The sequence below is a fragment of the Cedecea sp. FDAARGOS_727 genome (assembly GCF_012273235.1).
Lineage (GTDB): Bacteria > Pseudomonadota > Gammaproteobacteria > Enterobacterales > Enterobacteriaceae > Cedecea > Cedecea davisae.
In genome coordinates this window covers 1,504,908-1,531,405 of sequence record NZ_CP050966.1, presented here as the reverse complement: position 1 = coordinate 1,531,405, position 26,498 = coordinate 1,504,908, and the positions used below count along the sequence as shown (strand labels likewise).

Annotated in this window: 24 protein-coding genes; 16 read left to right on the top strand and 8 right to left on the bottom strand. The window is 54.9% G+C overall.

The features are described 5' to 3' along the window. The first annotated feature begins 11 nt into the window (after positions 1-11). The 5 genes from dnaB to FOC35_RS07380 all read left to right on the top strand — a co-directional run bounded on the left by dnaB (position 12) and on the right by FOC35_RS07380 (position 5,327). Positions 12-1,418 carry a replicative DNA helicase gene (dnaB, locus tag FOC35_RS07400; protein WP_016517434.1) on the top strand — a complete coding sequence of 469 codons (1,407 nt, stop codon included), beginning with the start codon at positions 12-14 and terminating at the stop codon, positions 1,416-1,418. Between the two features lie 165 nt (positions 1,419-1,583). Then, positions 1,584-2,663, top strand: a complete 1,080-nt coding sequence (alr, locus tag FOC35_RS07395; RefSeq protein ID WP_172568575.1) for an alanine racemase — start codon at positions 1,584-1,586, stop codon at positions 2,661-2,663. A gap of 58 nt (positions 2,664-2,721) precedes the next feature. Further along, positions 2,722-3,915, top strand: coding sequence for an amino acid aminotransferase (locus tag FOC35_RS07390; protein WP_172568574.1), 1,194 nt, complete (start codon positions 2,722-2,724; stop codon positions 3,913-3,915). 202 nt (positions 3,916-4,117) lie between these two features. Further along, a complete protein-coding gene (aphA, locus tag FOC35_RS07385) occupies positions 4,118-4,831 on the top strand; it encodes an acid phosphatase AphA (protein ID WP_016517438.1) in 714 nt (237 codons plus the stop codon). Positions 4,832-4,973: 142 nt separating this feature from the next. Next, positions 4,974-5,327 (top strand): MmcQ/YjbR family DNA-binding protein, encoded by a 354-nt coding sequence (locus tag FOC35_RS07380; RefSeq protein WP_172568573.1) that lies wholly within the window; start codon positions 4,974-4,976, stop codon positions 5,325-5,327. On the opposite strand, the gene uvrA is transcribed toward FOC35_RS07380, so the two are convergent. Continuing rightward, the gene (gene uvrA, locus FOC35_RS07375; protein ID WP_016517440.1) at positions 5,328-8,153 is read right to left on the bottom strand and encodes an excinuclease ABC subunit UvrA; all 2,826 of its coding nucleotides are present in this window, start codon (positions 8,151-8,153) and stop codon (positions 5,328-5,330) included. 231 nt (positions 8,154-8,384) lie between these two features. Between uvrA and ssb1 the strand changes: the two genes are divergently transcribed. Beyond that, a complete protein-coding gene (gene ssb1 / locus FOC35_RS07370; protein ID WP_172568572.1) occupies positions 8,385-8,918 on the top strand; it encodes a single-stranded DNA-binding protein SSB1 in 534 nt (177 codons plus the stop codon). A 148-nt stretch (positions 8,919-9,066) separates the two neighbouring features. On the opposite strand, the gene FOC35_RS07365 is transcribed toward ssb1, so the two are convergent. Next, complete coding sequence (locus FOC35_RS07365; protein WP_172568571.1) at positions 9,067-9,972, bottom strand: LysR family transcriptional regulator; 906 nt, start codon at positions 9,970-9,972, stop codon at positions 9,067-9,069. A 144-nt stretch (positions 9,973-10,116) separates the two neighbouring features. Between FOC35_RS07365 and FOC35_RS07360 the strand changes: the two genes are divergently transcribed. After that, entirely contained in the window at positions 10,117-11,052 is a 936-nt protein-coding gene (locus FOC35_RS07360) for an aromatic alcohol reductase (protein WP_172568570.1), read from the top strand. A gap of 54 nt (positions 11,053-11,106) precedes the next feature. Here the strand turns inward: FOC35_RS07360 and FOC35_RS07355 are convergent, their stop codons facing one another. The 3 genes from FOC35_RS07355 to FOC35_RS07345 form a co-directional block, all read right to left on the bottom strand. Further along, a complete protein-coding gene (locus FOC35_RS07355; protein ID WP_172568569.1) occupies positions 11,107-12,579 on the bottom strand; it encodes an aspartate aminotransferase family protein in 1,473 nt (490 codons plus the stop codon). A 14-nt stretch (positions 12,580-12,593) separates the two neighbouring features. Then, complete coding sequence (locus FOC35_RS07350; RefSeq protein ID WP_172568568.1) at positions 12,594-13,979, bottom strand: diaminobutyrate--2-oxoglutarate transaminase; 1,386 nt, start codon at positions 13,977-13,979, stop codon at positions 12,594-12,596. Positions 13,980-14,351: 372 nt separating this feature from the next. Continuing rightward, positions 14,352-15,218 carry a LysR substrate-binding domain-containing protein gene (locus FOC35_RS07345; protein WP_172568567.1) on the bottom strand — a complete coding sequence of 289 codons (867 nt, stop codon included), beginning with the start codon at positions 15,216-15,218 and terminating at the stop codon, positions 14,352-14,354. A 97-nt stretch (positions 15,219-15,315) separates the two neighbouring features. On the opposite strand from FOC35_RS07345, the gene FOC35_RS07340 reads away from it, so the two are divergent. From FOC35_RS07340 to modA, 4 genes are all read left to right on the top strand, one after another. Next, positions 15,316-15,648 (top strand): carboxymuconolactone decarboxylase family protein, encoded by a 333-nt coding sequence (locus FOC35_RS07340; RefSeq protein WP_016517450.1) that lies wholly within the window; start codon positions 15,316-15,318, stop codon positions 15,646-15,648. A 1-nt stretch (position 15,649) separates the two neighbouring features. After that, positions 15,650-16,036, top strand: coding sequence for a tautomerase family protein (locus tag FOC35_RS07335; protein ID WP_016517451.1), 387 nt, complete (start codon positions 15,650-15,652; stop codon positions 16,034-16,036). 80 nt (positions 16,037-16,116) lie between these two features. Next, complete coding sequence (locus tag FOC35_RS07330) at positions 16,117-17,169, top strand: ABC transporter substrate-binding protein (protein WP_172568566.1); 1,053 nt, start codon at positions 16,117-16,119, stop codon at positions 17,167-17,169. Then, the gene (gene modA, locus FOC35_RS07325) at positions 17,169-17,873 is read left to right on the top strand and encodes a molybdate ABC transporter substrate-binding protein (protein WP_016517453.1); all 705 of its coding nucleotides are present in this window, start codon (positions 17,169-17,171) and stop codon (positions 17,871-17,873) included. The genes FOC35_RS07330 and modA overlap by 1 nt, the downstream gene beginning before the upstream one ends. Before the next feature lie 43 nt (positions 17,874-17,916). Here the strand turns inward: modA and FOC35_RS07320 are convergent, their stop codons facing one another. Continuing rightward, a complete protein-coding gene (locus FOC35_RS07320; RefSeq protein WP_016517454.1) occupies positions 17,917-18,198 on the bottom strand; it encodes a YjcB family protein in 282 nt (93 codons plus the stop codon). A gap of 440 nt (positions 18,199-18,638) precedes the next feature. Here FOC35_RS07320 and FOC35_RS07315 point away from each other — a divergent pair, with 440 nt between their 5' ends. After that, complete coding sequence (locus FOC35_RS07315) at positions 18,639-20,237, top strand: EAL domain-containing protein (protein ID WP_172568565.1); 1,599 nt, start codon at positions 18,639-18,641, stop codon at positions 20,235-20,237. Here the strand turns inward: FOC35_RS07315 and soxS are convergent. Further along, positions 20,228-20,551, bottom strand: a complete 324-nt coding sequence (soxS, locus tag FOC35_RS07310; protein ID WP_016517457.1) for a superoxide response transcriptional regulator SoxS — start codon at positions 20,549-20,551, stop codon at positions 20,228-20,230. The genes FOC35_RS07315 and soxS overlap by 10 nt on opposite strands. A gap of 80 nt (positions 20,552-20,631) precedes the next feature. On the opposite strand from soxS, the gene soxR reads away from it, so the two are divergent. The 4 genes from soxR to FOC35_RS07290 all read left to right on the top strand — a co-directional run bounded on the left by soxR (position 20,632) and on the right by FOC35_RS07290 (position 25,517). After that, positions 20,632-21,087 (top strand): redox-sensitive transcriptional activator SoxR, encoded by a 456-nt coding sequence (gene soxR / locus FOC35_RS07305; RefSeq protein ID WP_016517458.1) that lies wholly within the window; start codon positions 20,632-20,634, stop codon positions 21,085-21,087. A 283-nt stretch (positions 21,088-21,370) separates the two neighbouring features. Continuing rightward, positions 21,371-22,039: a glutathione S-transferase family protein gene (locus FOC35_RS07300; RefSeq protein ID WP_172568564.1), complete on the top strand. Its 669-nt coding sequence runs from the start codon at positions 21,371-21,373 to the stop codon at positions 22,037-22,039. A 337-nt stretch (positions 22,040-22,376) separates the two neighbouring features. Then, positions 22,377-23,726 carry a guanine/hypoxanthine transporter GhxP gene (ghxP, locus tag FOC35_RS07295; protein ID WP_172568563.1) on the top strand — a complete coding sequence of 450 codons (1,350 nt, stop codon included), beginning with the start codon at positions 22,377-22,379 and terminating at the stop codon, positions 23,724-23,726. Between the two features lie 144 nt (positions 23,727-23,870). Continuing rightward, positions 23,871-25,517: a Na+/H+ antiporter gene (locus FOC35_RS07290; RefSeq protein WP_172568562.1), complete on the top strand. Its 1,647-nt coding sequence runs from the start codon at positions 23,871-23,873 to the stop codon at positions 25,515-25,517. A gap of 5 nt (positions 25,518-25,522) precedes the next feature. Here the strand turns inward: FOC35_RS07290 and FOC35_RS07285 are convergent, their stop codons facing one another. Further along, on the bottom strand, positions 25,523-26,422 hold the full coding sequence (locus tag FOC35_RS07285; protein ID WP_016517463.1) for a LysR family transcriptional regulator: 900 nt from the start codon (positions 26,420-26,422) through the stop codon (positions 25,523-25,525). Between the last annotated feature and the right edge of the window lie 76 nt (positions 26,423-26,498).

Genomic DNA, 26,498 nt, shown 5'->3' with positions numbered 1-26,498 from the left:
ACTCCCTCACTATGGCAGGAAATAAACCCTTCAACAAACCGAACGAACCCCGCGACCGCCAGGTGGAAGGGCTGAAAATGCCGCCGCACTCGCTTGAGGCGGAGCAGTCGGTGTTGGGCGGTTTAATGCTGGATAACGAACGCTGGGACAACGTCGCCGAGCGCGTCGTCGCCAACGACTTCTTCAGCCGACCGCACCGCATGATCTTTACCGAAATGCAGCGCCTGCTCGAAATGAGCAAACCCATCGACCTGATTACGCTTTCCGAATCCCTTGAGCTACAGGGAAATCTGGAGAGCGTCGGCGGTTTTGCTTATCTCGCTGAATTGTCAAAAAATACACCAAGTGCGGCGAACATCAGCGCTTATGCAGACATCGTTCGTGAACGTGCGGTTGTGCGTGAAATGATCGCGGTAGCTAACGAAATTGCCGATGCCGGTTATGACCCGCAGGGACGCAGCAGCGAAGACCTGCTGGACCTCGCCGAATCCCGCGTGTTCCAGATTGCCGAAAACCGGGCTAATAAAGATGAAGGCCCGAAAAGCATCGACCAGATCCTCGAGGCCACGGTTTCGCGTATTGAATCGCTGTATCAGACGCCGCACGATGGCGTAACCGGCGTGGATACCGGCTACCAGGATCTCAACAAGAAAACCGCCGGCCTGCAGCGCTCTGACCTGATTATCGTTGCGGCCCGTCCGTCGATGGGTAAAACCACTTTCGCGATGAACCTGTGTGAAAACGCCGCGATGACGCAGGACAAGCCGGTACTGATTTTCAGCCTTGAGATGCCCGGCGAGCAGATCATGATGCGTATACTGGCGTCGATGTCGCGTGTGGATCAGACCAAAATTCGTACCGGCCAGCTGGATGACGAGGACTGGGCGCGTATTTCCAGCACCATGGGCATCCTGCTGGAGAAGCGCAATATGTATATTGATGACTCCTCCGGCCTGACGCCGACCGAAGTCCGCTCCCGCGCGCGCCGTATTTACCGCGAGCATGAAGGCCTGAGCCTGATAATGATCGACTACCTTCAGCTGATGCGTGTGCCTTCGCTGTCTGATAACCGTACCCTGGAAATTGCCGAAATTTCACGCTCCCTCAAGGCGCTGGCGAAAGAGCTTCAGGTGCCGGTTGTTGCGCTTTCTCAGCTTAACCGCTCTCTGGAGCAGCGCGCCGAAAAACGTCCGGTCAACTCCGACCTGCGTGAATCTGGGTCCATCGAGCAGGATGCTGACTTGATTATGTTCATCTACCGCGACGAGGTTTACCACGAAAACAGCGACCTGAAAGGCATCGCCGAAATCATCATCGGTAAACAGCGTAACGGCCCAATCGGCACCGTGCGCCTGACCTTTAACGGCCAGTGGTCGCGCTTCGATAACTACACCGGGCCGCAGTACGACGAAGAATAAAAATCCTCGTCATCCCTCAAGCCACAACTGCGTTGGCTGCACTCACTCACCCGAATCACTTACTTTAGTAAGCTCATCAGGCTGAGTTCTCTTGCCGCCTTGCTGTGACCTGAAAGATTTAGAGGATTTGCACAAATTAATCCAAACATTGAGCAAGGAACGAACATGCAAGCGGCAACCGTCGTAATTAACCGCCGCGCTCTGCGACACAACCTGCAACGCCTGCGCGAACTGGCCCCGAACAGTCGTATGGTGGCGGTAGTGAAAGCAAACGCCTATGGGCATGGTCTGCTGGAGACCGCCCGCACTTTAGATGACGCCGATGCCTTCGGCGTTGCCCGCCTTGAAGAAGCGCTGCGCCTCCGGGCTGGCGGAATAGAAAAACCGATTCTGCTGCTGGAGGGGTTTTTTAACGACGGCGATTTGCCGACGATTGCCGCGCAAAATTTTCATACCGCAGTGCACAGCATCCAGCAGCTTGAAGCGCTGGAGCAGGCCGAACTCAGCCAGCCGATTACCGTCTGGATGAAGCTGGATACAGGCATGCACCGCCTTGGCGTGCGCCCGGAAGACGCCGAAGCTTTCTACCAGCGCCTCACGCATTGCAAAAACGTCCGTCAGCCGGTCAATATAGTCAGCCATTTTGCCCGCGCAGATGAGCCGGACTCGGATGCCACGCCGCGCCAGCTCGATATCTTTAATAGTTTTAGCGCAGGCAAACCCGGCCAGCGTTCGATAGCTGCATCCGGTGGTATTTTGCTTTGGCCGGAATCGCATATGGACTGGGTCCGCCCGGGTATTATCCTGTACGGCGTTTCTCCGCTGGAGCAGAAGCCGTGGGGCGAAGATTTTGGGTTCCAGCCAGCAATGTCGCTCACTTCCAGCCTGATAGCCGTGCGCCAACACAAAGCGGGCGAACCGGTGGGCTACGGCGGCACCTGGATTGCCGGGCGTGATACCTGCCTCGGCGTTGTCGCTATGGGTTACGGAGACGGTTATCCTCGTAGCGCGCCTTCGGGTACGCCGGTGCTGGTGAACGGCAGGGAAGTTCCTCTGGTTGGCCGTGTGGCAATGGATATGATTTGCGTCGATCTTGGCCCGGATGCAGCCGAAAAACCGGGTGATAACGTAGTGCTGTGGGGCGAAGGATTACCGGCTGAGCGCATCGCAGAATATACGAATGTAAGTGCTTACGAACTTATCACCCGCCTGACCTCAAGGGTGACGATGAAGTATCTGGACTGATTGTCCTCGCCTGGTTTACAGTGGAAATCCGCGAACTGTAAACCAGGAGAACCTCACCGTGTTTCAAAAAGTTGACGCCTATGCTGGCGACCCCATCCTTTCCCTCATGGAACGCTTCAAAGTCGATCCTCGCAGCGACAAGGTCAACCTCAGCATCGGCCTCTATTACAATGAAGACGGGGTTATCCCGCAGCTGCAGGCTGTCGCGGAAGCTGAAGCTCGCCTGAATGCGCAGCCTCACGGCGCTTCTCTCTATTTACCGATGGAAGGGCTTAACGGCTACCGCAGCGCCATCGCACCGCTGCTGTTTGGTGCCGAACACCCGGCTCTGACCGAAGGCCGCATTGCCACCATTCAGACTCTCGGGGGCTCAGGCGCCCTGAAAGTAGGTGCCGATTTTCTGAAATCTTATTTCCCTGATTCTCAGGTTTGGGTCAGCGATCCGACCTGGGAAAACCACGTAGCCATCTTTGAAGGCGCGGGTTTCACCGTTAATACCTACCCTTGGTTTGATAGCGAAACCAACGGCGTGCGCTTCAAAGCACTGCTGGAAAAACTGAACACGCTGCCGGAAAAAAGCATTGTTCTGCTGCATCCGTGCTGCCATAACCCAACCGGCTCCGACCTGAACAACGGCCAGTGGGACGCGGTAGTTGAAATCCTCAAAGCACGTAATCTGATCCCGTTCCTCGACATCGCCTATCAGGGCTTTGGTGCCGGGATTGAAGAGGACGCTTACGCTATCCGCGGCATTGCATTGGCCGGGCTGCCGATGCTGGTCAGCAACTCGTTCTCTAAAATCTTCTCCCTTTACGGCGAGCGCGTAGGCGGCCTTTCCGTAGTCTGCGAAGATAGCGATGCCGCGGGCCGCGTGCTGGGGCAGCTGAAAGCCACCGTGCGCCGCAACTACTCCAGCCCGCCAAACTTTGGTGCGCAGCTTGTTGCTACCGTCCTGAATGACGAGAAGCTGAAAGCCAGCTGGATTGCCGAAGTGGAAAGCATGCGTGTGCGTATTCTGGAAATGCGCCAGGTGCTGGTTGAAGTGCTGACGAAAGCGGTACCGGGGCGTAATTTTGACTATCTGGTGAAACAGCGCGGTATGTTCAGCTACACCGGGCTCAGCGCTGCTCAGGCAGATCGCCTGCGCGAAGAGTTTGGCATCTATCTGCTCGCCAGCGGCCGTATCTGCGTGGCTGGCCTGAACCACGGCAACGTGCAGCGCGTGGCGCAGGCGTTCGCCGCTGTAATGTAAGTACTTGCTAACTATCTCTTCTTGCCCCTCTTCTTTAGAGAGGGGCATTATTTCCCAGGTTCTGTGATCTCTTCTGTCTTCTCCGATATAAAACAAATAAAACCTTTATATATCAGGCTCCGGCAGGTATGGTCGGGATGCTTTATTATCCGTTTGCGCAATTTAACAACGATTAAAACCAATAAAATAGAAAGGGAAAACAATGCGTAAGATTGCTTTGGCACTGAGTGCCGTCTGCCTGCTGGTCGGCCTTAATCATTCCGTGATGGCGAAGGAATCCGTTCCCGCCCCGCTTAACCCTGGCGTAACCGTGGCTCAACTGGCACAGCAGGTGCCGGTGCATTGGGTTTCCGTGGCGCAAATAGAAAATAGCCTGCTGGGGCGCGCGCCTATGGCAGTTGGCTTTGATATTGATGACACCGTCCTGTTTTCTAGCCCGGGCTTTTATCGCGGGCAGAAAGAGTATTCTCCCGGCAAGCAGGATTACCTGAAGAACCCTGAGTTTTGGGAAAAAATGAACAACGGCTGGGATGAATTCAGCATGCCGAAAGAGGTGGCGAAAAGCCTGATAACCATGCACCTCAAGCGTGGCGACAGCGTTTACTTTGTTACCGGACGCAGCCAGACCAAAACTGAAACCGTGACCAAAACGCTGCAAAACGACTTCCTGATCCCGGAACCAAACGTTAATCCGGTTATTTTTGCCGGAGATAAAGAAGGCCAGAACACCAAAACTCAGTGGCTGAAAGATAAGAAAATCAAGATCTTCTACGGTGACTCGGATAACGACATCACGGCAGCGCAGGAAGTCGGCGCTCGTGGTATTCGTATCCTGCGAGCTTCTAATTCCAGCTATCAGCCGCTGCCAAAAGCTGGCTCATTTGGTGAAGAAGTCATCGTTAACTCCGAGTATTAACTCTGCTTCGGAAAACGGCAGCTAAAATAAATTATCTGCCGTTTTTTTAATCAATATCCTCGTCGGTTGTGCGCTTTTGGCACACAATTAGTTTTGCCGCGGGCTTTTCCGGGCAAAGGCTATTCAGGACGAGGAAATCAAGATGACGAATTCGGATCTTTTAGAATATTGCATGAATAAACCCGGTGCCGCGCAAAGCGTGCACAGCGACTGGAAAGCGACTCAAATTAAGGTTGCCGATGTGCTGTTTGCGATGGTACACGCCGATGGGCAGCGCCCGGCCGTGTCGCTTAAGGCAACGCCGGAGCTGGCTGATTTACTGCGGCAGGAACATCAGGATGTTTTTCCCAGCGCTCATCTGAATAAAACCCACTGGAGCACGCTGTATCTGGACGGTTCTCTGCCGGGATCGCAAATTTACTATCTGGTGGATGCTTCGTATCAGCAGGCGCTGACATTGCTGCCTGAACAGGTCAGGCAGCAACTATCGGAGTGACTACTTCAGCAAAGGTTTGAGGAAGCGCGCGGTATGAGAAGCTTTGCAGGTGGCGACGGTTTCCGGCGTGCCGGAGACCAGAATCTCGCCGCCGCCGCTGCCGCCTTCCGGCCCCAGGTCCACAATCCAGTCTGCGGTTTTAATCACGTCGAGATTATGCTCAATCACCACGATGGTGTTGCCCTGATCTCTGAGCTGATGCAGGACTTCCAGCAACTGCTGGATATCCGCGAAGTGCAGGCCGGTCGTCGGCTCATCGAGGATATACAGCGTTTGCCCTGTGCCGCGTTTGGACAGCTCTCGCGCCAGCTTAACGCGCTGTGCTTCACCGCCTGAAAGCGTGGTTGCCGACTGGCCAAGTCGAATATAGGACAGGCCAACGTCAATCAGCGTTTGCAGCTTACGCGCCAGCGCCGGAACCGCATCAAAGAACGCGCGTGCGTCTTCAATCGTCATATCCAGCACTTCGTGAATGCTCTTGCCCTTGTACTTAATTTCCAGCGTTTCGCGGTTATAACGCTTGCCTTTGCACTGGTCGCACGGCACGTAAATATCCGGCAGGAAGTGCATCTCGACTTTGATTACGCCGTCACCCTGGCAGGCTTCGCAGCGCCCACCGCGTACGTTAAAGCTGAAGCGCCCCGGCGTATAGCCACGAGAACGTGCTTCCGGCACGCCAGCAAACAGCTCGCGCACGGGCGTGAAAACGCCGGTGTAGGTCGCCGGGTTGGAGCGCGGAGTACGGCCTATAGGGCTCTGGTCGATGTCGATAACTTTGTCGAAATGCTCCAGGCCGTGAACTTCACGGTAGGGGGCCGGTTCGACAATCGTTGCGCCATTCAGCTGGCGCTGGGCAATCGGGAACAACGTATCGTTGATAAGCGTTGATTTACCCGAGCCGGAAACGCCGGTGATGCAGGTAAATAGCCCAACCGGCAGCGTCAGTGTGACATCTTTCAGGTTGTTGCCCTTCGCGCCGACCAGCTTGAGCACCTTTTCCGGATCTGCGGCAACGCGTTTTTTCGGAACAGCTATCTCGCGTTTACCGCTGAGGAACTGCCCCGTCAGGGATTCCGGCACCGCGATAATATCCTTCATGGTGCCTTCAGCGACCACCTGGCCGCCGTGTACGCCCGCGCCCGGGCCAATATCGATAATGTGGTCGGCGGCGCGAATCGCATCTTCATCGTGCTCAACCACAATCACCGTGTTGCCGAGGTTACGCAGGTGGATAAGCGTTTCCAGCAGGCGCTCGTTATCGCGCTGGTGCAGGCCGATAGACGGTTCATCCAGCACATACATGACGCCAACCAGGCCGGCGCCAATCTGGCTCGCCAGACGAATACGCTGGGCCTCGCCGCCGGAGAGCGTTTCCGCCGAGCGGGAGAGAGAAAGATAGTTCAGGCCGACGTTCACCAGGAACTTCAGGCGATCGCCTATCTCTTTCAGTACTTTTTCTGCAATCTGCGCGCGCTGGCCGCTGAGCTTCATGTTCTGGAAGAATTCCATCGCATGGCCGATGCTCATGTCGGAAATTGTCGGCAGCGCGGTATTTTCAACGAAGACGTGGCGAGCTTCGCGACGCAGGCGAGTGCCTTCGCAGCTGGCACAAGGACGGTTGCTGATAAACTTCGCCAGCTCTTCACGCACGGCGGAGGATTCCGTCTCTTTATAACGGCGCTCCATATTGTGCAGCACGCCTTCAAACGGATGACGGCGCACGGAGGTATCGCCGCGGTCGTTCATATATTTGAATTCAATCGTTTCTTTACCTGAACCGTGCAGCACGACTTTTTTCACCGTGTCGCTCAGCTCGTTCCACGGTGCTTCAACGTCAAATTTATAGTGCTCGGCCAGGGAACGCAGCATGGTGAAGTAGTAGAAATTACGGCGATCCCAGCCGCGGATGGCTCCGCCAGCCAGAGACAGTTCACCGTTCTGCACTACGCGGTCCGGGTCAAAATATTGTTGTACGCCCAGGCCGTCGCAGGTCGGGCAGGCCCCGGCCGGGTTATTGAAGGAGAACAGGCGCGGTTCAAGCTCGCGCATGCTGTAGCCGCAAATAGGGCAGGCGAAGTTGGCGGAGAACAGCAGTTCTTCGGCTTTTTCGTCGTCCATGTCGGCCACTACCGCAGAGCCGCCGGACAGTTCCAGCGCGGTTTCAAATGACTCGGCCAGGCGCTGGGCAATGTCTTCGCGCACCTTAAAGCGGTCAACAACGACTTCGATGGTGTGCTTCTTCTGAAGCTCCAGCTTTGGCGGGTCGGAAAGGTCGCACACCTCGCCGTCGATACGCGCGCGGATATAGCCCTGGCTTGCCAGGTTTTCCAGCGTTTTGGCGTGCTCGCCTTTGCGGTCTTTAATGATGGGTGCCAGCAGCATCAGGCGCTTGCCTTCCGGCTGCGCCAGCACGTTGTCGACCATCTGGCTCACGGTTTGCGCCGCCAGCGGGATATCGTGATCCGGGCATCGTGGCTCGCCTACTCGGGCGTACAGCAGACGCAGGTAGTCATGAATTTCAGTGATAGTGCCGACGGTTGAACGCGGGTTATGGGACGTGGATTTCTGTTCAATAGAAATCGCAGGCGACAACCCTTCGATATGGTCGACATCCGGCTTCTCCATCAGCGACAGGAACTGACGCGCATAGGCGGAGAGAGACTCGACGTAGCGGCGCTGCCCCTCTGCGTACAGGGTATCAAATGCCAGTGAGGATTTGCCTGAACCCGACAGCCCGGTGACAACGATCAGCTTGTCGCGCGGGATGACGAGGTTGATATTTTTGAGATTGTGGGTGCGGGCGCCCCGAACTTCGATCTTATCCATTCACCTTTCCCGGAATGATGACTACATGCGCCTGGTATATAAAGGAACAACCGACGGCCAGAAACGGCTAATTATGACACAATAAAACCTGAATGGATATCCAGTGCTTTAATGAAACGAGCTATACTTACCCGACATTCTGGAATGTCCCTCGCAGCTATAAACATTGTGGGTGGCATAGTGTAGAATCCCCGGTTTAGACTATCTATAAACGTTTCAGGAGACACGAACATGGCCAGCAGAGGCGTAAACAAGGTGATTCTCGTTGGGAATCTGGGTCAGGACCCGGAAGTACGCTATATGCCAAATGGTGGCGCAGTTGCCAACATTACACTGGCCACGTCAGAGTCCTGGCGTGATAAGCAAACCGGCGAAACCAAAGAAAAAACAGAATGGCACCGCGTTGTGCTGTTCGGCAAACTGGCAGAAGTGGCCGGTGAATACCTGCGTAAAGGCTCTCAGGTTTACATCGAAGGCGCACTGCAAACCCGTAAATGGACCGACCAGGCTGGCGTAGAAAAATACACCACCGAAGTCGTGGTTAACGTTGGCGGCACCATGCAGATGCTCGGCGGCCGTCAGGGCGGCGGTGCACCGGCAGGCGGCAACGGCGGCGGCCAGCAGCAGGGCGGGTGGGGTCAGCCTCAGCAGCCACAGGGCGGCAACCAGTTCAGCGGCGGCGCGCAGTCTCGTCCGCAGCAGCAGAGCGCACCAGCTCCGTCTAACGAACCGCCAATGGACTTCGACGACGATATCCCGTTCTGATGAATTCAGGTTCCAGACCTGTACATTAAGAACAGACAAACCCTGCTCCGGCAGGGTTTTTTGTATTCTGGCGGCTGGATCAGGCGGCGCACGCTACTTTCCGTGAAGCGAAAGCTTGCTGCCGTTTTGCCCTGATAAAGGGGCTGGCTTACCGCTCTACTGCCTGCATGCCCAACATCATCTTGCTCCAGTCGTAAAAAGCCCGAATAGCCGGGGAAACGTGGCGGCTTTGCGGGTAAACCAGAAACAGAGGCATATCGACGGCGTGTTCTTCCAGGCAGGGGTGCAGCTCACCGGTCTTAACGTAATGTTTCACTAAATAGCTGGCAACGCGAATCAGGCCGATGCCCTGAAGACCGGCCTGGATATAGGCGTCGGTGTCATCAACAGTTAGCGTTTCATTCATCCGTACCGGCACTACGCCGCTTTTATCAATAAAGCTCCACTCCGTTGTGCGCCCCGTGCTGTGGATGAGGTAGCCAACGGCGTGGTGATTTTTGAGGTCTTCTAGGCGGGCAGGCTTACCGTGCCGGGCAATGTACTGCGGGGAGGCCAGCACCGACCATTTGAACTGGGCGAGCTGGCGGGCAACCAGCGTGGTGGAATCTTCCACGCTGCCCGTCCTGATAACACAGTCGAATCCTTCCTGAATCAGGTCTACCACCCGATCGCTGGAGCAGAGAATTAGCTCAAGCTCAGGGTAGCGCTCAAGAAATTCCGCGACGCCCGGTAAAATACAGTGCCTGGCAAGAGACTGCGGCATACCAATCTTAAAGCGCCCTCGTGGCTGCCCGGCTTTTCCGGGGAAGGAGGATTCAAGGGCGGCAATATCACCGAGAATTTTTTTACACTCAGCGTAATAGTTCTGGCCGTCGCTCGTGACGCTCAGTTTTCTCGTCGTACGCTGAAGAAGCTGCACCGCCAGAGAGTTCTCAAGGTCTTTAATCATGCGGGAGACGGTTGATCTCGGTAACCCAAGCAGCTCCGAGGCTCGGGAGAAACTTTGCGTTTCAACCACGTGGCGGTAGACCCGCATGGCTTCCAGTTTATCCATTGAATCCTCCATCAGTTCAGCACTATTGTGCCATTTTTATGAACAGTCTAACCCAGTCAGGACGGCTTATCGCTCGCTAAACACGTCGGTAGACTCTCCAGTGATGTAGCAATTCAGCTGCAAGTAAAGGGTGAGGAGAGTGATATGACCATCAATGCTGAGAAGGCGGGTGAGAAAATATTGGTGCTTGGCGTGGGACAACTGGGTGCCGCAGTTCTGGACGCATTGCTTCCGGCGGCGGCTTCTCACGGACACATTGTTACGGCAGGCGTTTCGCCAGGTTCGCTCGACGAAAATGGGCAGCTTCTTTCGCAAAAATATAAGAAATACGCGGCCGCGGGCGCTGATTTTATTGCGCTGGATATTTCCGCCAGCGGCATCGAGCCGTTGGCTTCGCTGTTCCAGCAATTCGACACCGTCATCAACTGTATGGGATTTGTCGCAGGTGAAGGTACGCAGCTCAAAATTACCCGTGCGGTGATTCAGGCAGGCGTTAAACGCTATTTCCCGTGGCAGTTTGGCGTCGATTACGATGTGGTGGGCAAAGGCAGCGGCCAGCCGGTGTGGGATGAGCAGCATGATGTCAGGACATTGTTGCGCAGCCAGTCTTCTACCGAGTGGGTGATTGTTTCTACCGGCATGTTTACCAGTTTCTTGTTTGAGCCCGCGTTCGACGTGGTGAACTTGCAGGCCCGGACAATCAACGCTCTGGGCAACTGGCAGACCCAGGTAACTGTCACTTCTCCGGAAGATATTGGGCGTTTAACGACGGCCATTTATCTCGAGCAGCCGCGCTTCGTTAATCAGGTGGTTTTTATCGCGGGCGAAACGCTTAGCTACGGCAAACTGGCAGAGATTGTCGAAAGCGTTAGCGGAACGGACTTTAGCAAAGCGGTGCTCAGCCTGCCGGATTTGCAAAGCGAACTGGGGCGTCATCCGGATGAGCAGATGCTGCGTTATCGCACCGCCTTCGCGCGCGGAGAAGGTGTCTGGTGGCCGATGGAGAAAACGTATAATTTCGGGAAAAATATTCCCACTCAGAAGGTTGAGGATTGGCTGCGGGTGTTACTGGCTGAATAAAATAAAAAGCCGACGGCGATTGCTCACCATCGGCTTTTCTCTGAGTACAAAAGCTTAGGCGTTCAGTAGCGGATCTGCGGTTTTCTCAACCAGCGCCAGCAGGACTTTTACGTCTTCCAGCGTCACGGTTGGGTTCAGCAGGGTCAGCTTCAGGCAGGTAACGCCCCGGTGCTCGGTCACGCCGACATTGGCGCGGCCGGACTCCAGCAATGCATCGCCGATTTTCTGGTTCAGCAGCGCCACTTCGGCGTCGCTGTAGCCAGCAAGGCTTGCAGGGCGGAAGCGGAACAGCACGCTTGCCAGCTGCGGCTGCATCACCAGCTCCAGAGAAGCATGGTCAGCCACATAGGCCGCTACGTTCTGCGCCATGGTCACGCCGTGATCGATGATTTCGGCATACTTTTTCTGGCCCAGGGCTTCCAGACCCATCCACAGCTTCAATGCATCAAAGCGGCGGGTTGTTTGCAGAGATTTGGAGACCAGGTTTGGCACGCCTTGCTCTTCGTCGAACTCGGAGTTCAGGTATGCAGCCTGGTAGCGCATCAGCTCGTAATGGCGTTCATCCTTGAGCAGGAACGCGCCGCAGCTGATGGTCTGGAAGAACTGTTTGTGGAAGTCCAGAGTCACGGAATCCACCAGCTCCAGGCCGTCCAGGTAATCGCGATACTTTTCGGAAAGCAGCAGTGCGCCGCCCCAGGCCGCATCAACGTGTACCCAGATTTTGTGTTCGGCAGCCAGCTTAGCAATCTCGCGCAGCGGGTCGATAGCACCGGCGTCGGTTGTCCCGGCGGTAGCGACAATCGCCATAATCTGCTCGCCGTTCGCTTTTGCCTGAGCGATTTTGTTCGCCAGGTCGCTAACGTCCATGCGGGCAAACTCGTCGGTTTTCACCAACGTGACGGACTGGTAGCCCATGCCCATCAGCGCCATGTTTTTCTGCACGGAGAAGTGGGCATTTTCAGAGCACAGTACCCGAATTTTGCGAATATCGCCGGTCAGACCGTCCTGCTGGACGGAGTGACCCTGACGCGCAAAGTAAGCGTCACGCGCCAGCATCAGACCCATCAGGTTGCTCTGAGTGCCGCCGCTGGTGAACACGCCCGCGTCGCCAGCCGGGTAGCCAACTTGCGCGCGCAGCCATTCAATCAGCTTCATCTCAATGATGGTGGCCGACGGGCTTTGGTCCCAGGAGTCCATGCTCTGGTTGGTGGCGTTAATCAGCACTTCCGCGGCCTGGCTTACCACCAGGCTAGGGCAGTGCAGGTGCGCCACGCACTGCGGATGGTGCACCAGCAGGCTGTCTTTCAGGAAATACTCAATCGCGCGTTCAATCGCGACCTGGTTGCCCAGGCCCTGAGGATTGAAGTCGAGCTGAATACGTTCTTTCAGCTCGGCGACGGTTTTGCCCTGGTACATCTGAGGCTGCTGCAACCATTCCACTACGGCCTGGCTGGTCTGGGCGATCGCCTGCTGGTATTCCTCAATGCTCTGCGCTGAGGAGGCCAGAATCGGGTTAGATCGGGACATATTATTCACTCCGGTCAGGCAGCTTTGGCGCCAGCGGCTAACAAGGCTTGTTCAAATTTGCTCAGGAAAATTTCCAGCTCATCGTCGGTGATCAGCAGAGATGGCAGCAGGCGCAGCACGCAGCCGTTACGGCCACCGCGCTCCAGAATCAGGCCCGCTTCGAAGCATTTCTTCTGAATAAGAGCAGACAACGCGCCGTCGGCCGGGTAGCAACCCATATGATCCTGGGCTTCTTCAGGCTTAACGATTTCAATCCCGAGCATCAGGCCCAGGCCGCGAACGTGGCCGATAACCGGGTAGCGCTTTTGCAGCTCAACCAGTTTGCCTTTCAGCCATTCGCCCTGAGCGGCAACTTTGTCTGCAACTTTGTTGTTTTTCAGGTATTTCAGCGTGGTCAGGCCGGTCGCCATTGCCAGCTGGTTACCGCGGAAGGTGCCGGTGTGGTGGCCAGGCTCCCAGGCATCGATCTCTTTTCTCAGGCCCAGCACGGCCAGCGGCAGACCGCCGCCAACGGCTTTGGACATCACGATGATGTCTGGCTCAATACCGGCGTGTTCGTAGGCGAACAGCTTGCCGGTACGGGCAAAGCCAGCCTGAACTTCGTCGATAATCAGCACGATGCCGTGCTCTTTGGTCACTTTACGAATGCGTTGCAGCCACTCGGCCGGAGCCGGGTTCACGCCGCCTTCGCCCTGCACCGCTTCGAGAATAACGGCCGCAGGTTTGCGCACGCCGCTTTCAACGTCGTTGATCAAGTTGTCGAAGTAGTAGGTCAGCGCTTTCACGCCGGCGTCACCGCCAATGCCCAGCGGGCAGCGGTACTGGTGCGGATACGGCAGGAACTGGACTTCCGGCATCAGGCCGTTGATGGCCTCTTTCGGAGACAGGTTGCCGGTTACCGACAGCGCGCCGTGGGTCATGCCGTGATAGCCGCCGGAGAAGCTGATAACGCCGCTGCGGCCGGTGTGCTTTTTAGCCAGCTTAATCGCCGCTTCTACTGCGTCAGCGCCGGAAGGGCCGCAGAACTGCAGGCAAAATTCTTTACCCTGGCCCGGCAGCAAGGACAGCAGATATTCGGAGAACTCGTCTTTTAACGGGGTCGTCAGGTCGAGTGTATGTAACGGCAAGCCGCTGGTAATGACATTTTGGATGCTTTGCAGGATATCAGGATGGTTATGGCCAAGCGCCAACGTTCCCGCACCGGCCAGACAGTCGAGATAACGATTATTCTCAACGTCAATTATCCAGGCGCCCTGGGCTTTGGCTATAGCGAACGGTAATTTGCGCGGGTAACTTCTGACATTCGATTCGAATTCAGCCTGTCTTGCCAAATAGGTTTCGTTGGTAGCGTTTGCAGATTGTGCATCTAAAGTATCAATACGGACTTTATCCGTCATCATATCTCTCCTACAACCGTCGGCAGAAGCGCAACGGCTGAATTAAGTAAACTAAATGTTATTCAGGGTGCGTAAAACGCGGCCAATATATGGCTTTTTACCCCCCCGCTCAATCATTTATTTTCCTCGATATTTTTAATTTAAAATCAGATGGTTGATGAAACGTTTCGCAGATATCCAGACATCGGATCTGCCAACTATTGGCAATTGCAGGGAAAAAAGCCGCCGTAAGGCCTCTATTTTTCTTATTGCTTCAATCTGGCCAGACCAGATCGGGAGCTATCTGGAAACAATTAAGCACAAAAAGTTACCGGGGGAAATTCATCGGCAACAGAGGTTTTATTTTTGGCGTGTAGCGGGAAGCTATGGCGGCGTTTAGCGGTAAAAAATGGCTATACGTTCTTCGATAAGTCTGGTCAAAAAATCCAGCGTGGGCTTGTCACCGGACGAGCCATGTTGCAGGCAGAGGCCCAGAGCAGGGAGGCGGGGAAGGGTGTGGAGAACCGCTAAATCGTCAGGTTTACCCACCAGCGTACGTGCGGTAATCCCTAACCCGGCACGGGCTGCCGACCAGAGGCCATTAAGACTGCTGCTGGTGAATGCAATCCGCCAGCTAATACCGGCTGCGTCCAGGGCTTCGAGGGCGCGGGTACGAAGTATGCAGGGGGCGTCAAAGAGCGCAAGGGGAAGCGGTTGTCCGGCGGCAAGGCACTCTGCTACTCGCCCGGCGGAACCTATCCAGTGTAGAGGGATTTTTCCCAACTCGTTCTGAAGGGCGCCGGTATTCGTTTGCCAGAGTAAAGCCATATCCAGCTGGGAGCGCTGAACGGCCGATTCCAGCTCCGCATTGCGCGCAATTCTGGCTTCAACAATTACGCCGCTGTGAGCCCGGGTAAAGTCGCCCAGTATGTCGGTTAAAACACCTTCGCCAAAATCCTCCTGAAAACCCACTCGCACTTTGCCGCCCAGTCGTGCGCCGCTGGCGGCGACTATTGCGGCATCGTTGAGCGCCAGCAGGCGTTTTGCATAGCTAAAAACGATTTCACCTGTCGGCGTCAGCGCCAGGCCTCGGCCCGCCTTTTTAACAACCGGGGCACCAACCTGCTCCTCCAGTTTTTTGAGCTGGGCGCTGACCGCAGAGGTGGAGCGCCCGTGCCTGTCCGCAGCCCGTGAAAACGAGCCCAGTTCAATGCCGGAGACAAAGGTTCGCAGAACATCGAGATCTAAATGAGTCATCGCCATTGTTCCAAAAAACGGGATTGTTAGTAAAAAATTATCTGATTTTTGGAATGATAGTTGATGAGTATGCTCAGTTTGTCAACGCCAATAAGGAGACATCATGAGCGAGGAAATACAAGAGATTCAGCGGGTTTTGAGCAGGGCTCCTAAGCTTGCCAGCCTGAGTACCGAGTTGTTATTTAAAGATATATGGGAGCGACCGGAGCTTAACAAACGCGACCGCAGCTTGATAACCGTGGCGGCATTGCTGGCGCTTTACCGGCCTGAACAGCTTCCTTTTCATCTGAGCCTGGCACGTCAAAATGGTGTTCGTGACGAGGAAATCAGCGAGCTGATTACCCACCTCGCCTTTTATGCAGGCTGGCCCGCAGCGCACAGTGCATTACTAGCTTTTGATCGGCTGATTATCGCCGGTAGCAACGAGGAGAAATAATATGCCGATTATTCATCTCAGCTTACTTAAAGGTAAAACGACAGCACATCTGGATGCGGTTTCGGCCAGCGTGCAGCAGGCTTTGGTCGAGGCTTTTGACGTGCCTGCTGATGACCTGTTCCAGGTTGTCCATCAACTGGCTGAAACGGAACTGCGTTTTGACCGTCATTATATGGCTGGCCCGCGCAGTAATGCATGGTTGCTGGTTGAGATTACGGCGGGAAAGCCGCGCAATATCGAAACTAAAAAACGCTTCTATCAGGTGCTTACGGAGAGGCTGGCCGCCAAACCAGGGATCCATCCCAATGACGTTATGGTGGTTATCCGGCATAACAATCCTGAGGACTGGTCTTTTGGCGGCGGAACGGCAAGCCTGGTTCCGGCGTAGCCTCTACCCCTTAAAATCGCTGGGCGCGGGGGAGTCATCGCTGTATATTTCAATGCACAACGATTATCAGGACTCCCGCCGTGAACTTATTGACTCGCCGCCTGACTATAGGCGCTCTGTTACTGCTTTCCCCGCTCGCCGCGCTGGCGAACCGCACCATAACCGATCAACTTGGCCGCCAGGTGACTATTCCCGATGAGGTTGACCGCGTGGTGGTGTTGCAGCATCAAACCCTCAACCTGCTGGTGCAGATGAACGCCACCGACAAAGTGGTCGGCATTCTGGCTAACTGGAAGCAGCAACTGGGCGACGGCTATGCCCGGTTGGCTCCTGAGCTTGAGCATAAGGCTCAGCTTGGTGATTTGACCCACGTTGACGCGGAAAAACTGGTGGCGCTACATCCGCAGGCGGTCTTTGTCACCAACTACGCGCCGCAGGAGATGATCGACAGCATCAGCAAGCTCGGTATTCCGGTGATAGCGATCTCCCTGCGGCACGACAAGCCGGGCGAGCAGGACAAGCTGAATCCTTCTATGGGCGATGAAGAGCAGGCCTATAACCTGGGTCTTAAAGAGGGCATCACGCTGATTGGCGAAGTGGTCAACAAACGGCAGCAGGCTAAAGAGCTTGTGGAGGCCACTTTCGCCGAGCGTAAGCTCGTCAGCGAGCGGCTGAAAGACATCCCTGAAAGCCAGCGCGTTCGGGCCTATATGGCTAACCCTGACCTGACGACCTACGGTTCCGGCAAATACACGGGCTTGATGATGGCTCATGCGGGGGCGCTAAACGTTGCGGCAGCCACCGTTAAAGGGTTCAAACAGGTATCAATGGAGCAGGTGATCGCCTGGGATCCACAGACGATCTTCGTGCAGGATCGCTACCCGAAGGTAGTGAATGAAATCAAAAACGATCCGCAGTGGCAGACTATTGATGCGGTGAAGAACCACCGCGTCTGGCTTATGCCGGAGTACGCCAAGGCCTGGGGCTACCCGATGCCGGAGGCGATGGCTATAGGCGAGCTATGGATGGCGAAAAAACTCTACCCGGAAAAATTTCGCGACATTGATATGAAGAAAATCGCCGACAGCTGGTATCAGCGTTTTTATCGTACGCATTATGAGGGCGTTGAGTGATGGATTTGCAGGTGCTGGCGGCGGGAAGCCTGCGCCTTGCCTGGCAGCCGCTGATGGCGCAGTTCTGCCGTGAAACCGGCATCCATGTTGATACCCGGTTTGCTCCGGCAGGCATGCTGAGGGAACGTATTGAGGCTGGTGAATATTGCAGCCTGTTTGCTTCGGCGAATATGGCTCATCCTCAGGCGCTGCTGGAGCAGGGGATAGCTTCTGCGGTTCAGCGTTTTGCCGGGAACACGCTTTGTGTGACGGCGGCGGCGCAAGTGGTGGAGGAGAAGAGCGACTGGCTAAGCCTGCTGGCTAATCCCGCGCTTCGCATTGCCACTTCCACGCCCGGCAGCGACCCTTCAGGTGATTACACCTGGCAGCTATTTGCCGGGTTGCAGTCGCGATTTGGCGTTGAGCTACACCACCGGGCCATACCGCTGGTTGGCGGGCCGGACAGCAAACCGGTTCCGCAGGGAGAGCTTGCCGCCGCGTGGTTAATCGGCAGCGGCCAGGCCGATCTCTTTATTGGCTATCGTAGCTATGCCGGTGTTTTAAAGCAGCATAAGGAGCTGAGAGTGTTTGAAATTCCTCAGCCTTATAATATTGAAGCGAATTACGGCGTGGCGCTGTGCGATGAACGGGCAAGGCCGCTGTGGGCATTTCTCGGCTCCGATAGCGCCCGGGGAATATTATTGCAGAGTGGTTTTAGCGCCTGAATAATAAAAAACCGCTGGCAGCAGCGGCTTTTATGAGGCCCCGTCAGGGCATCATGGTTGGCCATTCTGCCGGCATGCGTGAGATTACGTTCACCAGCAGTTGCTTAAAGGATGCCCAGATAAGCGGGAAATCCTCCAGCGTCAGGCCCAATAAACCCATAGCAAACCAGCATGACGCGGCGATGCCCAGCCCGCTGCAGGCAAATGCCAGTATCCGATAGTCGGAGCGGCGAAACTGGATATTGAGGCTACTTGCCAGAAACATCAAAACGGCACTGACCAGCGGCCAGCGCAGCAAAAAAACGCCGGTAGTAATTGTTGCCATTCACCTTATTCCTCGATCACTGCAACTCTCTTGTTTGTTGCATCAATAATGTGAAGTCTATCACTATTGTGCATTTAATCACCAGTTTTGAGCGTGTTTTTTCGTCGTTTTTATCGCCGGAAAGGCGTCTTTTTAAGCTGGAATTAGCCGCGCAGCGGTGAACATTTTGTTTATCTGACGTTTACCGCAATTTCGTTTAAATAATCATTCCCTGCTGCTTTAACCCCAGAAAAAATCATATTCACTCGGCAGGTCAAATCTTAAGCTAAACAGTCTCCCGATTTAACTTATCTTATTGTTGCGCAAATTAATTTTCGCTGAGTTAACGCCTGAATCCTATTGCTAAAACAGGCTTTATGATGCAACGTAATCGGCGGTCATCAGGTGGTTCCGGTAAGACATAAAAAATGAGCGGTTAATAGCAGGGACATGTGGGCATCATGGTGAAACGAGTCTATTTAAAGGTGTTGCGCACATCAGGATTTGTCCTGATGGTTTGCCTGCCGGTTATGCTGGCTATCTATTTTGCGCATATGCGCGCAACCAGCGACACCCAGCAGCATCTGCACTCTTTTGGCAAGCTGGTGATGGAAAAGACGGAAATTGTCATCAGCCACGTTAATGACGCCCGCAGCGAAGCCGAGAATTTTTCCGGAAATATATGTAGCCCGGAACATATGGCTAACATGCTGGATATTGTGCGCAGTAAACTTTTTGTCGCCGACTTAATTTACGCTAAAGGCAATCAGCTGCTTTGTTCTACCAGCTATAAAACGTTAAAACCCATTCCTGCCCCTCCGCCGACCTATACCCGCAAGCCGGATGTGGCAATTAACTATTATCTGGATACGCCTTTTTACGCCGGTCATAAAATGACTTATATGCGGCGCGGTAATTATATCGCGGTAATTAATCCGCTTACCTGGTCGGAAGTTTTGTCTGAGGACGATTCTTTGGTCTACGGCGTGTTTGATACCGTCACCAGGAGTTTCTTTTCTTTAAGCCCCGGCGCCGATAGCGATCTGCTGCACGGATTTATTCTGCGTGGAGAGAAAACCTTTACCCACGATAACCGCTTTTACACCATTAACTATTCGGCAAAAAGACCGATAGCGGTCATTGTTTCGACTTCAGAAACGCTATTTAACCGCCAGTGGTATCACCAGCTGACGCTGACTTTGCCGCTGGGTGTTATTTGCAGTCTTATAATTCTTATGATGTGGTCGCGAACCCGACAGCAGCTTAATTCACCACGTCGTATGCTGCAAAGAGCGCTGGCCAGAAAACAGCTTAAGCTTCATTACCAGCCGATAATTGATATTCAGAACGGCCACTGCGTTGGGGCAGAGGCGCTGTTGCGCTGGGTTAATTTTAACGGGCAGACCATCAGCCCCGGCACATTTATTCCGCTGGCTGAATCTGAAGGCTTGATTCAAAAAATATCAGACTATGTGGTGGATGCGGTATTTAAAGACATTGGTGAGTTCCTTGCGGACCATCCGGGGCTGTACGTTTCGATAAATCTTTCGGCGGCGGATTTTCACTCTTCACGCCTGATTAATGTTCTCTCCGAGCGCATTAAAACCTATAACATCAGGCCCGGGCAGATAAAAATTGAAGTTACCGAGCGTGGATTTATTGAAGTTGAAAAAACCAGGCCGGTTATTCAGGAGTTTCGTAATGCCGGGTTTAAAGTGGCGATTGATGATTTTGGCACCGGTTATTCGAACCTGCACAACCTGCAATATTTAAACGTCGATATCTTAAAAATCGATAAAAGCTTTATTGATTCGGTCACCAGCGAGCGCGCCAGCCACTTACTGGTAGAACATATTATTGAAATAGCCCACAGCCTTAACCTGACGACTATCGCCGAAGGCGTGGAAACCGAAGCACAGCTTGCGTGGCTGGTGGAGCACGGCGTGGAGTTCTGCCAGGGCTGGTATTTTGCGAAGGCGCTTCCACCTCAGGAATTTATTGCCTGGCTGTATACGCCAGGCGGCATCAACCTTGCTTCCGGGCGAGCCACTCAGGCCTGATGGCGGTAGTCCGTTGGCGTGCGGTCGAATTCACGGCGAAATACGCGGGAGAAGGTTTGCTGCGAGACGTAGCCGTAGTCCATAGCGATATCAAAAATTGGCCGCTGAGTGGTTCTTAGCTCGGTAGCCGCCATCAGCAGGCGGCGCTGGCGAATATAGTCGCCCAGCGTTTGATGCATCACGGTGCGGAACATCCGCTGCAAATACCACTTTGAATAACCAGATTTTTTTGCCACCACGTCGATGTTAAGCGGCTGGTCAATATGTTCATCAATCCATTCAGTCAGCGTATAAATGATGTCCTGGTGAGCCATGAGTCGTCCTCATTTACGGGTTAGCAAGTTTCGTTGAGCCGGAGTATAATTCCTCAAGTTAACTTGAGGTAAAGAGCATTGTGGAAAAGAAAATCTCTCGACTAAAAACGTTGTTAACGCCGGGCGAAGTCGCAAAGCGCAGCGGCGTGGCGGTTTCCGCACTGCATTTTTACGAAAGCAAAGGGTTGATTAAAAGTACGCGGAACGCGGGCAATCAGCGGCGCTACCAGCGCGATGTGCTGCGAACGGTGGCGATAATCAAAATAGCCCAGCGCATCGGCATTCCGCTCAGTACCGTAGGGGATGCTTTTGGCGTGCTGCCTGACGGGCATTCGATCAACAAAAACGACTGGAAGAAGCTCTCTTCGCAATGGCGTGAGGAGCTGAATCACCGCATTGCCACGCTGACCGCGCTGCGTGATGAGCTAAACGGCTGCATCGGGTGCGGCTGTCTGTCCGGGGTGGACTGCCCGCTGCGTAACCCTGGCGACAAACTCGGCGAGCAGGGCACCGGCGCCCGCCTGCTGGAAGACTAAATCTCTCACTGCATAAAAAACTAAAGCGCCACAAGGGCGCTTTAGTTTTATTCCCGGTCTTTGTCTTTCGCTCTATCCCGCTCTGGCAGGAGGGTTTCCCCCGACGTCAACGCCCCTCAATTACGCTTTCTCAGGAGGTTCCGGTCTGCGTTGATAATTAAAGTGTAGGCCCCACCCCGAACTTCGCAAGGTCAATTTGCTCTTTTTTTGTACATTTTTTGACGGGCTTTTCGGGAGCGTGTTTCCTATAGTTACTCCATCAGGCTAAACAAAAGGTTACCGAATGCTGACGGTTCATCATCTCAATAACTCTCGCTCACAACGCGTTCTCTGGATGCTCGAAGAGCTGGAGCTGCCTTATCAAATCATTCGCTATCAGCGTGAACCGACCATGCTGGCGCCGGAGGCGTTAAAGAAAATTCACCCGCTGGGTAAATCGCCGCTAGTGGAAGATAATGGCCATATCCTCGCGGAGTCAGGCGCAATCCTCGAATACTTGCAGGAGAGTTACGATAAAGAGGGCCGCCTTAAGCCCGCAGAGATAAACGACAAGCTGCAATATCGATTCTGGCTGCATTATGCCGAAGGGTCGCTCATGCCGCTGTTGCTGCTGAAACTGGTCTTTAGTCGCCTGGGTAAAGCGCCGGTTCCCTGGCCGCTGCGTCCGGTCGGCAAAGCGCTGGGGCAGGGAGTGCAAAAGGCGTATCTCAATAAGCAAATTGCCACCCATGCTCGCTACGTTGAAGGGCACCTGAGCCAGTTCCCGTGGTTTGCCGGGCAGCAGTTCAGCGCGGCGGACATCCAGATGAGCTTCCCGGTTGCCGCGCTCCTTGCTCGCGGAGAGGTGAATGATATGCCGCATACCCAGGCATGGATGAAAAACGTGCAAATGCGGCCTGCGTGGCAGCGGGCGCTGAACCAGGGTGGGCCGTTTGAGATCCCCGGCGACTAATTTTTGAATCGGGTGAAAACTGCGCCAACAGTTTGCTGTTTTGTTGCGAAATTGCGCATCGACGATAACGTTTGCGCATGATGCGGTGATTTATTCATCAGCTGGGCATATTTTCCACGAAAAGCGCAAAAGTTAGGTTGAAAATCCCGTAAGGAAGGCTGGATAATCGTTTGCCTTAATTCTGATACACCGATTTGTCTGTGCGGAGTTAAACGTTTGCTTTTTTGTGACACCCCTTTTGTCACAATCGTAGCGCAGGGAGACAACGTTTAACTGGCAGCGGGTTGTCCACCGCCCGGGCAAACGTCATTCTAAAAATCTCAGGGGATTTTTCACTATGTCTACACCTTCTCCGCGTGCCGGCGGCTCACTCGAGGCCTGGTTCAAAGTTTCTGCACGTGGCAGTACCGTGCGCCAGGAAGTTGTCGCCGGTCTGACAACCTTCCTCGCCATGGTTTACTCCGTGATAGTGGTTCCGGGCATGCTCGGTAAAGCCGGTTTCCCTCCGGCGGCGGTCTTCGTCTCCACCTGTCTGGTTGCGGGCGTTGGCTCCATCGTTATGGGACTGTGGGCAAACCTGCCGCTGGCTATCGGCTGCGCCATCTCGTTGACCGCATTCACCGCTTTCAGCCTGGTGCTCGGCCAGCACATCAGCGTGCCGGTTGCGCTCGGTGCGGTATTCCTGATGGGCGTGCTGTTTACCATTATCTCCGCCACCGGCATTCGTAGCTGGATTTTACGCAACCTGCCAATGGGCGTTGCCCACGGCACCGGGATTGGCATCGGCCTGTTCCTGCTGTTGATTGCCGCTAACGGCGTGGGCCTGGTTATCAAGAACCCGCTGGACGGTCTGCCGGTTGCGCTGGGCCACTTCGCCAGCTTCCCGGTAATCATGTCGCTGATTGGCCTGGCGGTGATTATCGGCCTGGAAAAACTGAAAGTACCGGGCGGTATTCTGCTGACCATTATCGGGGTTTCGATCATCGGCCTGATTTTTGACCCGAATGTTCACTTCTCCGGTATCTTCGCTATGCCTTCCCTGAGCGATGATAAAGGCAATTCGCTGATTGGCAGCCTCGACATCATGGGCGCGCTGAACCCGATTGTGCTGCCAAGCGTGCTGGCGCTGGTCATGACCGCGGTATTTGACGCAACCGGCACTATCCGCGCGGTTGCCGGTCAGGCAAACCTGCTGGATAAAGACGGCCAGATTATCGACGGCGGCAAAGCGCTGACAACTGACTCCCTGAGCAGCGTGTTCTCAGGCCTGGTGGGTGCGGCTCCGGCTGCGGTTTACATCGAGTCCGCAGCGGGTACGGCGGCGGGCGGTAAAACCGGCCTGACAGCCATCACCGTTGGCGTGCTGTTCCTGCTTATCCTGTTCCTCTCCCCGCTCTCCTATCTGGTTCCTGCCTACGCAACCGCTCCGGCGCTGATGTATGTTGGCCTGCTGATGCTGAGCAACGTGGCAAAAATCGACTTTGCCGACTTCGTAGATGCGATGGCTGGCCTGATAACTGCGGTCTTCATCGTGCTGACCTGTAATATCGTTACCGGCATCATGATCGGCTTTGCTTCTCTGGTTATCGGCCGTGTAGTGTCCGGCGAATGGCGTAAGCTGAATATCGGCACCGTGGTTATTGCCGTGGCGCTGGTGGCGTTCTACGCCGGTGGCTGGGCAATCTGATTTTCAATTCGTGCGGGTTGCGTTCTGTAACCCGCCGCTTTTCCTCTCTTCGGGCATTTCCGGTTCCAATGTGGTGCAAAAAGTTGTTTTATTATTAAAACAACCTTCAAAGGTGGCACTTCACACATCGCTTACAAGGAAAACATGGAAATTTTCTTTACCATCCTCATTATGACCCTCGTGGTTTCGCTCTCCGGAGTGGTAACACGCATGTTGCCCTTCCAGATCCCGCTCCCTCTGATGCAAATCGCCATTGGCGCGCTGCTGGCGTGGCCGCATTTTGGCCTGCACGTTGAATTTGACCCGGAACTGTTCCTGGTGCTGTTTATCCCGCCGCTGCTGTTTGCCGACGGCTGGAAAACGCCGACCCATGAGTTTCTTAACCATGGGCGGGAGATTATCGGCCTTGCGCTGGTGCTGGTGCTGGTCACCGTGGTCGGGATCGGCTTCCTGATTTACTTCCTGGTGCCGGGTATTCCGCTAATTCCTGCTTTTGCGCTGGCGGCGGTGCTGTCGCCGACGGATGCCGTGGCGCTGTCGGGGATTGTTGGCGAAGGGCGCATCCCGAAAAAAATCATGGGAATTTTGCAGGGCGAGGCGCTGATGAACGACGCCTCTGGCCTGGTATCGCTGAAGATGGCGGTCGCCGTTGCCGTGGGTACAATGGTGTTCACCGTTGGCGGAGCATCGCTTGAGTTCTTTAAAGTAGCGATTGGCGGTCTGCTGGCGGGGATTGCCGTCAGCCTGCTGTACGGTAAGTCGCTGCGCCTGATGAGCCGCTGGAGCGGCGATGAACCGGCAACTCAAATTCTGCTGCTGCTTCTGTTACCGTTCGCCTCTTATCTGATTGCCGAACATATTGGCGTTTCGGGCATCCTGGCTGCGGTTGCCGCGGGGATGACCATTACCCGGTCCGGCGTGTTACGCAGCGCACCGCTCGCTATGCGCCTGCGTGCAAACAGCGTCTGGGCGATGCTGGAATTTGTCTTCAACGGCATGGTGTTCCTGCTGTTGGGCCTGCAACTGCCCGGCATTCTTGAGACCTCCGTAGCGGCGGCAAATGCCGACCCGAACGTAGAGTTGTGGATGCTGTTCCTCGACGTGGGTATGATTTATTTCGCGCTGATTGCCGTGCGTTTCCTGTGGCTGTGGTCGATGAAGCGCATTAGCCTTCGCTTTATGAAAAAGCGCCCGCTGGAGTTTGGCTCGTTTACCACGCGTGAGCTGTGCATCGCCTCTTTCGCCGGGGTACGCGGAGCAATTACTCTCGCCGGTGTGCTCTCTATTCCGCTGTTCCTGGGAGACGGTACGCCGTTCCCGGCTCGCTATGAGCTTATCTTCCTCTCCGCTGGCGTTATCCTGTTCTCGCTGTTTGCCGGGGTCATTATGCTGCCTATCCTGCTGAGAAACGTCGAAGTGGGAGATAAAACGGTAGCGCGCAAGGAAGAGCGGCTGGCGCGTTCGGCAACGGCTGAAGTCGCGATCGTTGCCATTCAGAAAATGGAAGAACGCCTTGCAGCGGATAGCGAAGAGAACATAGATGACCAGCTTTTGAAAGAGGTCAGTTCAAGGGTTATCGGCAACTTACGCCGCCGCGCCGACGGGCGTAATGATGTTGAAAGCAGCGAGCTGGAAGAGAATCTTGAACGCCGCTTCCGCCTCACCGCGCTGCGTTCGGAGCGCGCGGAGCTTTACCATCTGCGTGCTACCCAGCAAATCAGCAACGAGACCCTGCAAAAGCTGCTGCACGATCTCGACCTGCTTGAAGCTCTGCTGATCGAACGTCAGTAAACCGTTTAGTTCTGGCCTGCCTCAAGCGCGGGCCAGAACTCTCTGCAACAATCTATCCACGCCTGCGCGCTCTGCGAAATATAAACCCCTTCGCGCCAAATCATGCCCAGTTGCCAACTTAAATCGCTGTTCAGCGGGAGCCACATCAGCGTGGTGTGATCCAGCTTCTGGCAGATAGGTTCGGGAAGGATGGCTATGCCCACGCCGCCCTGGACCATTGCGGCCAGGAAATCCCACTGACCGCTGCGTACCGCGATGCGCGGCGTAAACCCGTGGGACTCAAAAAGCTGCATCAGCTGGCGGCTAAGGGAAAAATCTTCGTTGTAAATAAGCAGCGGGTGTTCGGCAAGTTCCGCCGGGTCAACGCTGGTGCGGCCCAGCCACGGGCCTGAGCGGGGTACCAGCACGCAAAGCGGGTGGCGAAACAGCGGCAGCACGGTGAAGACGCTTTCGTCCTCAACCGGCATGGCGGTGACCGCTAAATCCAGCTCGCCGTTAAGTACAGCCTGCTGGACAGTCAGGCCGCCAAACTCGGAGATCTTAAATTCAACGCCGGGATAACGATGCTGATAAACGCCAATCGGGCCGGTCATCAGGGTGCCGACCATCGGTGGAATACCCAGCCGTAATACGCCGTTGGTGAGCTGCTTGATGTCGTTAAGCTCGGCTTCCAGCTGGCGGAACTCGGCCAGAATAGCCAGCCCGCGCTGGAAGACCACCTGCCCGGTATCGGTAAGCAACAGGCGGCGGCCGTCGCGGATCAGCAGCGTACAGTTCAGCTCATCTTCGAGATTACGCAGCATCTTGCTGATGGTCGGCTGGGTGACGAACATCTTCTCCGCCGCGCGAGTGAAGCTCTGCTGGCGTACCACTTCAACGAAGTAACGCAGCGTTCTGATGTCCATAACTATTCCTGTTGACTATGCATGCAATGATTTTAATTCATTTCAGTAGCGATTAACCGCTATCTATAATCGTGGC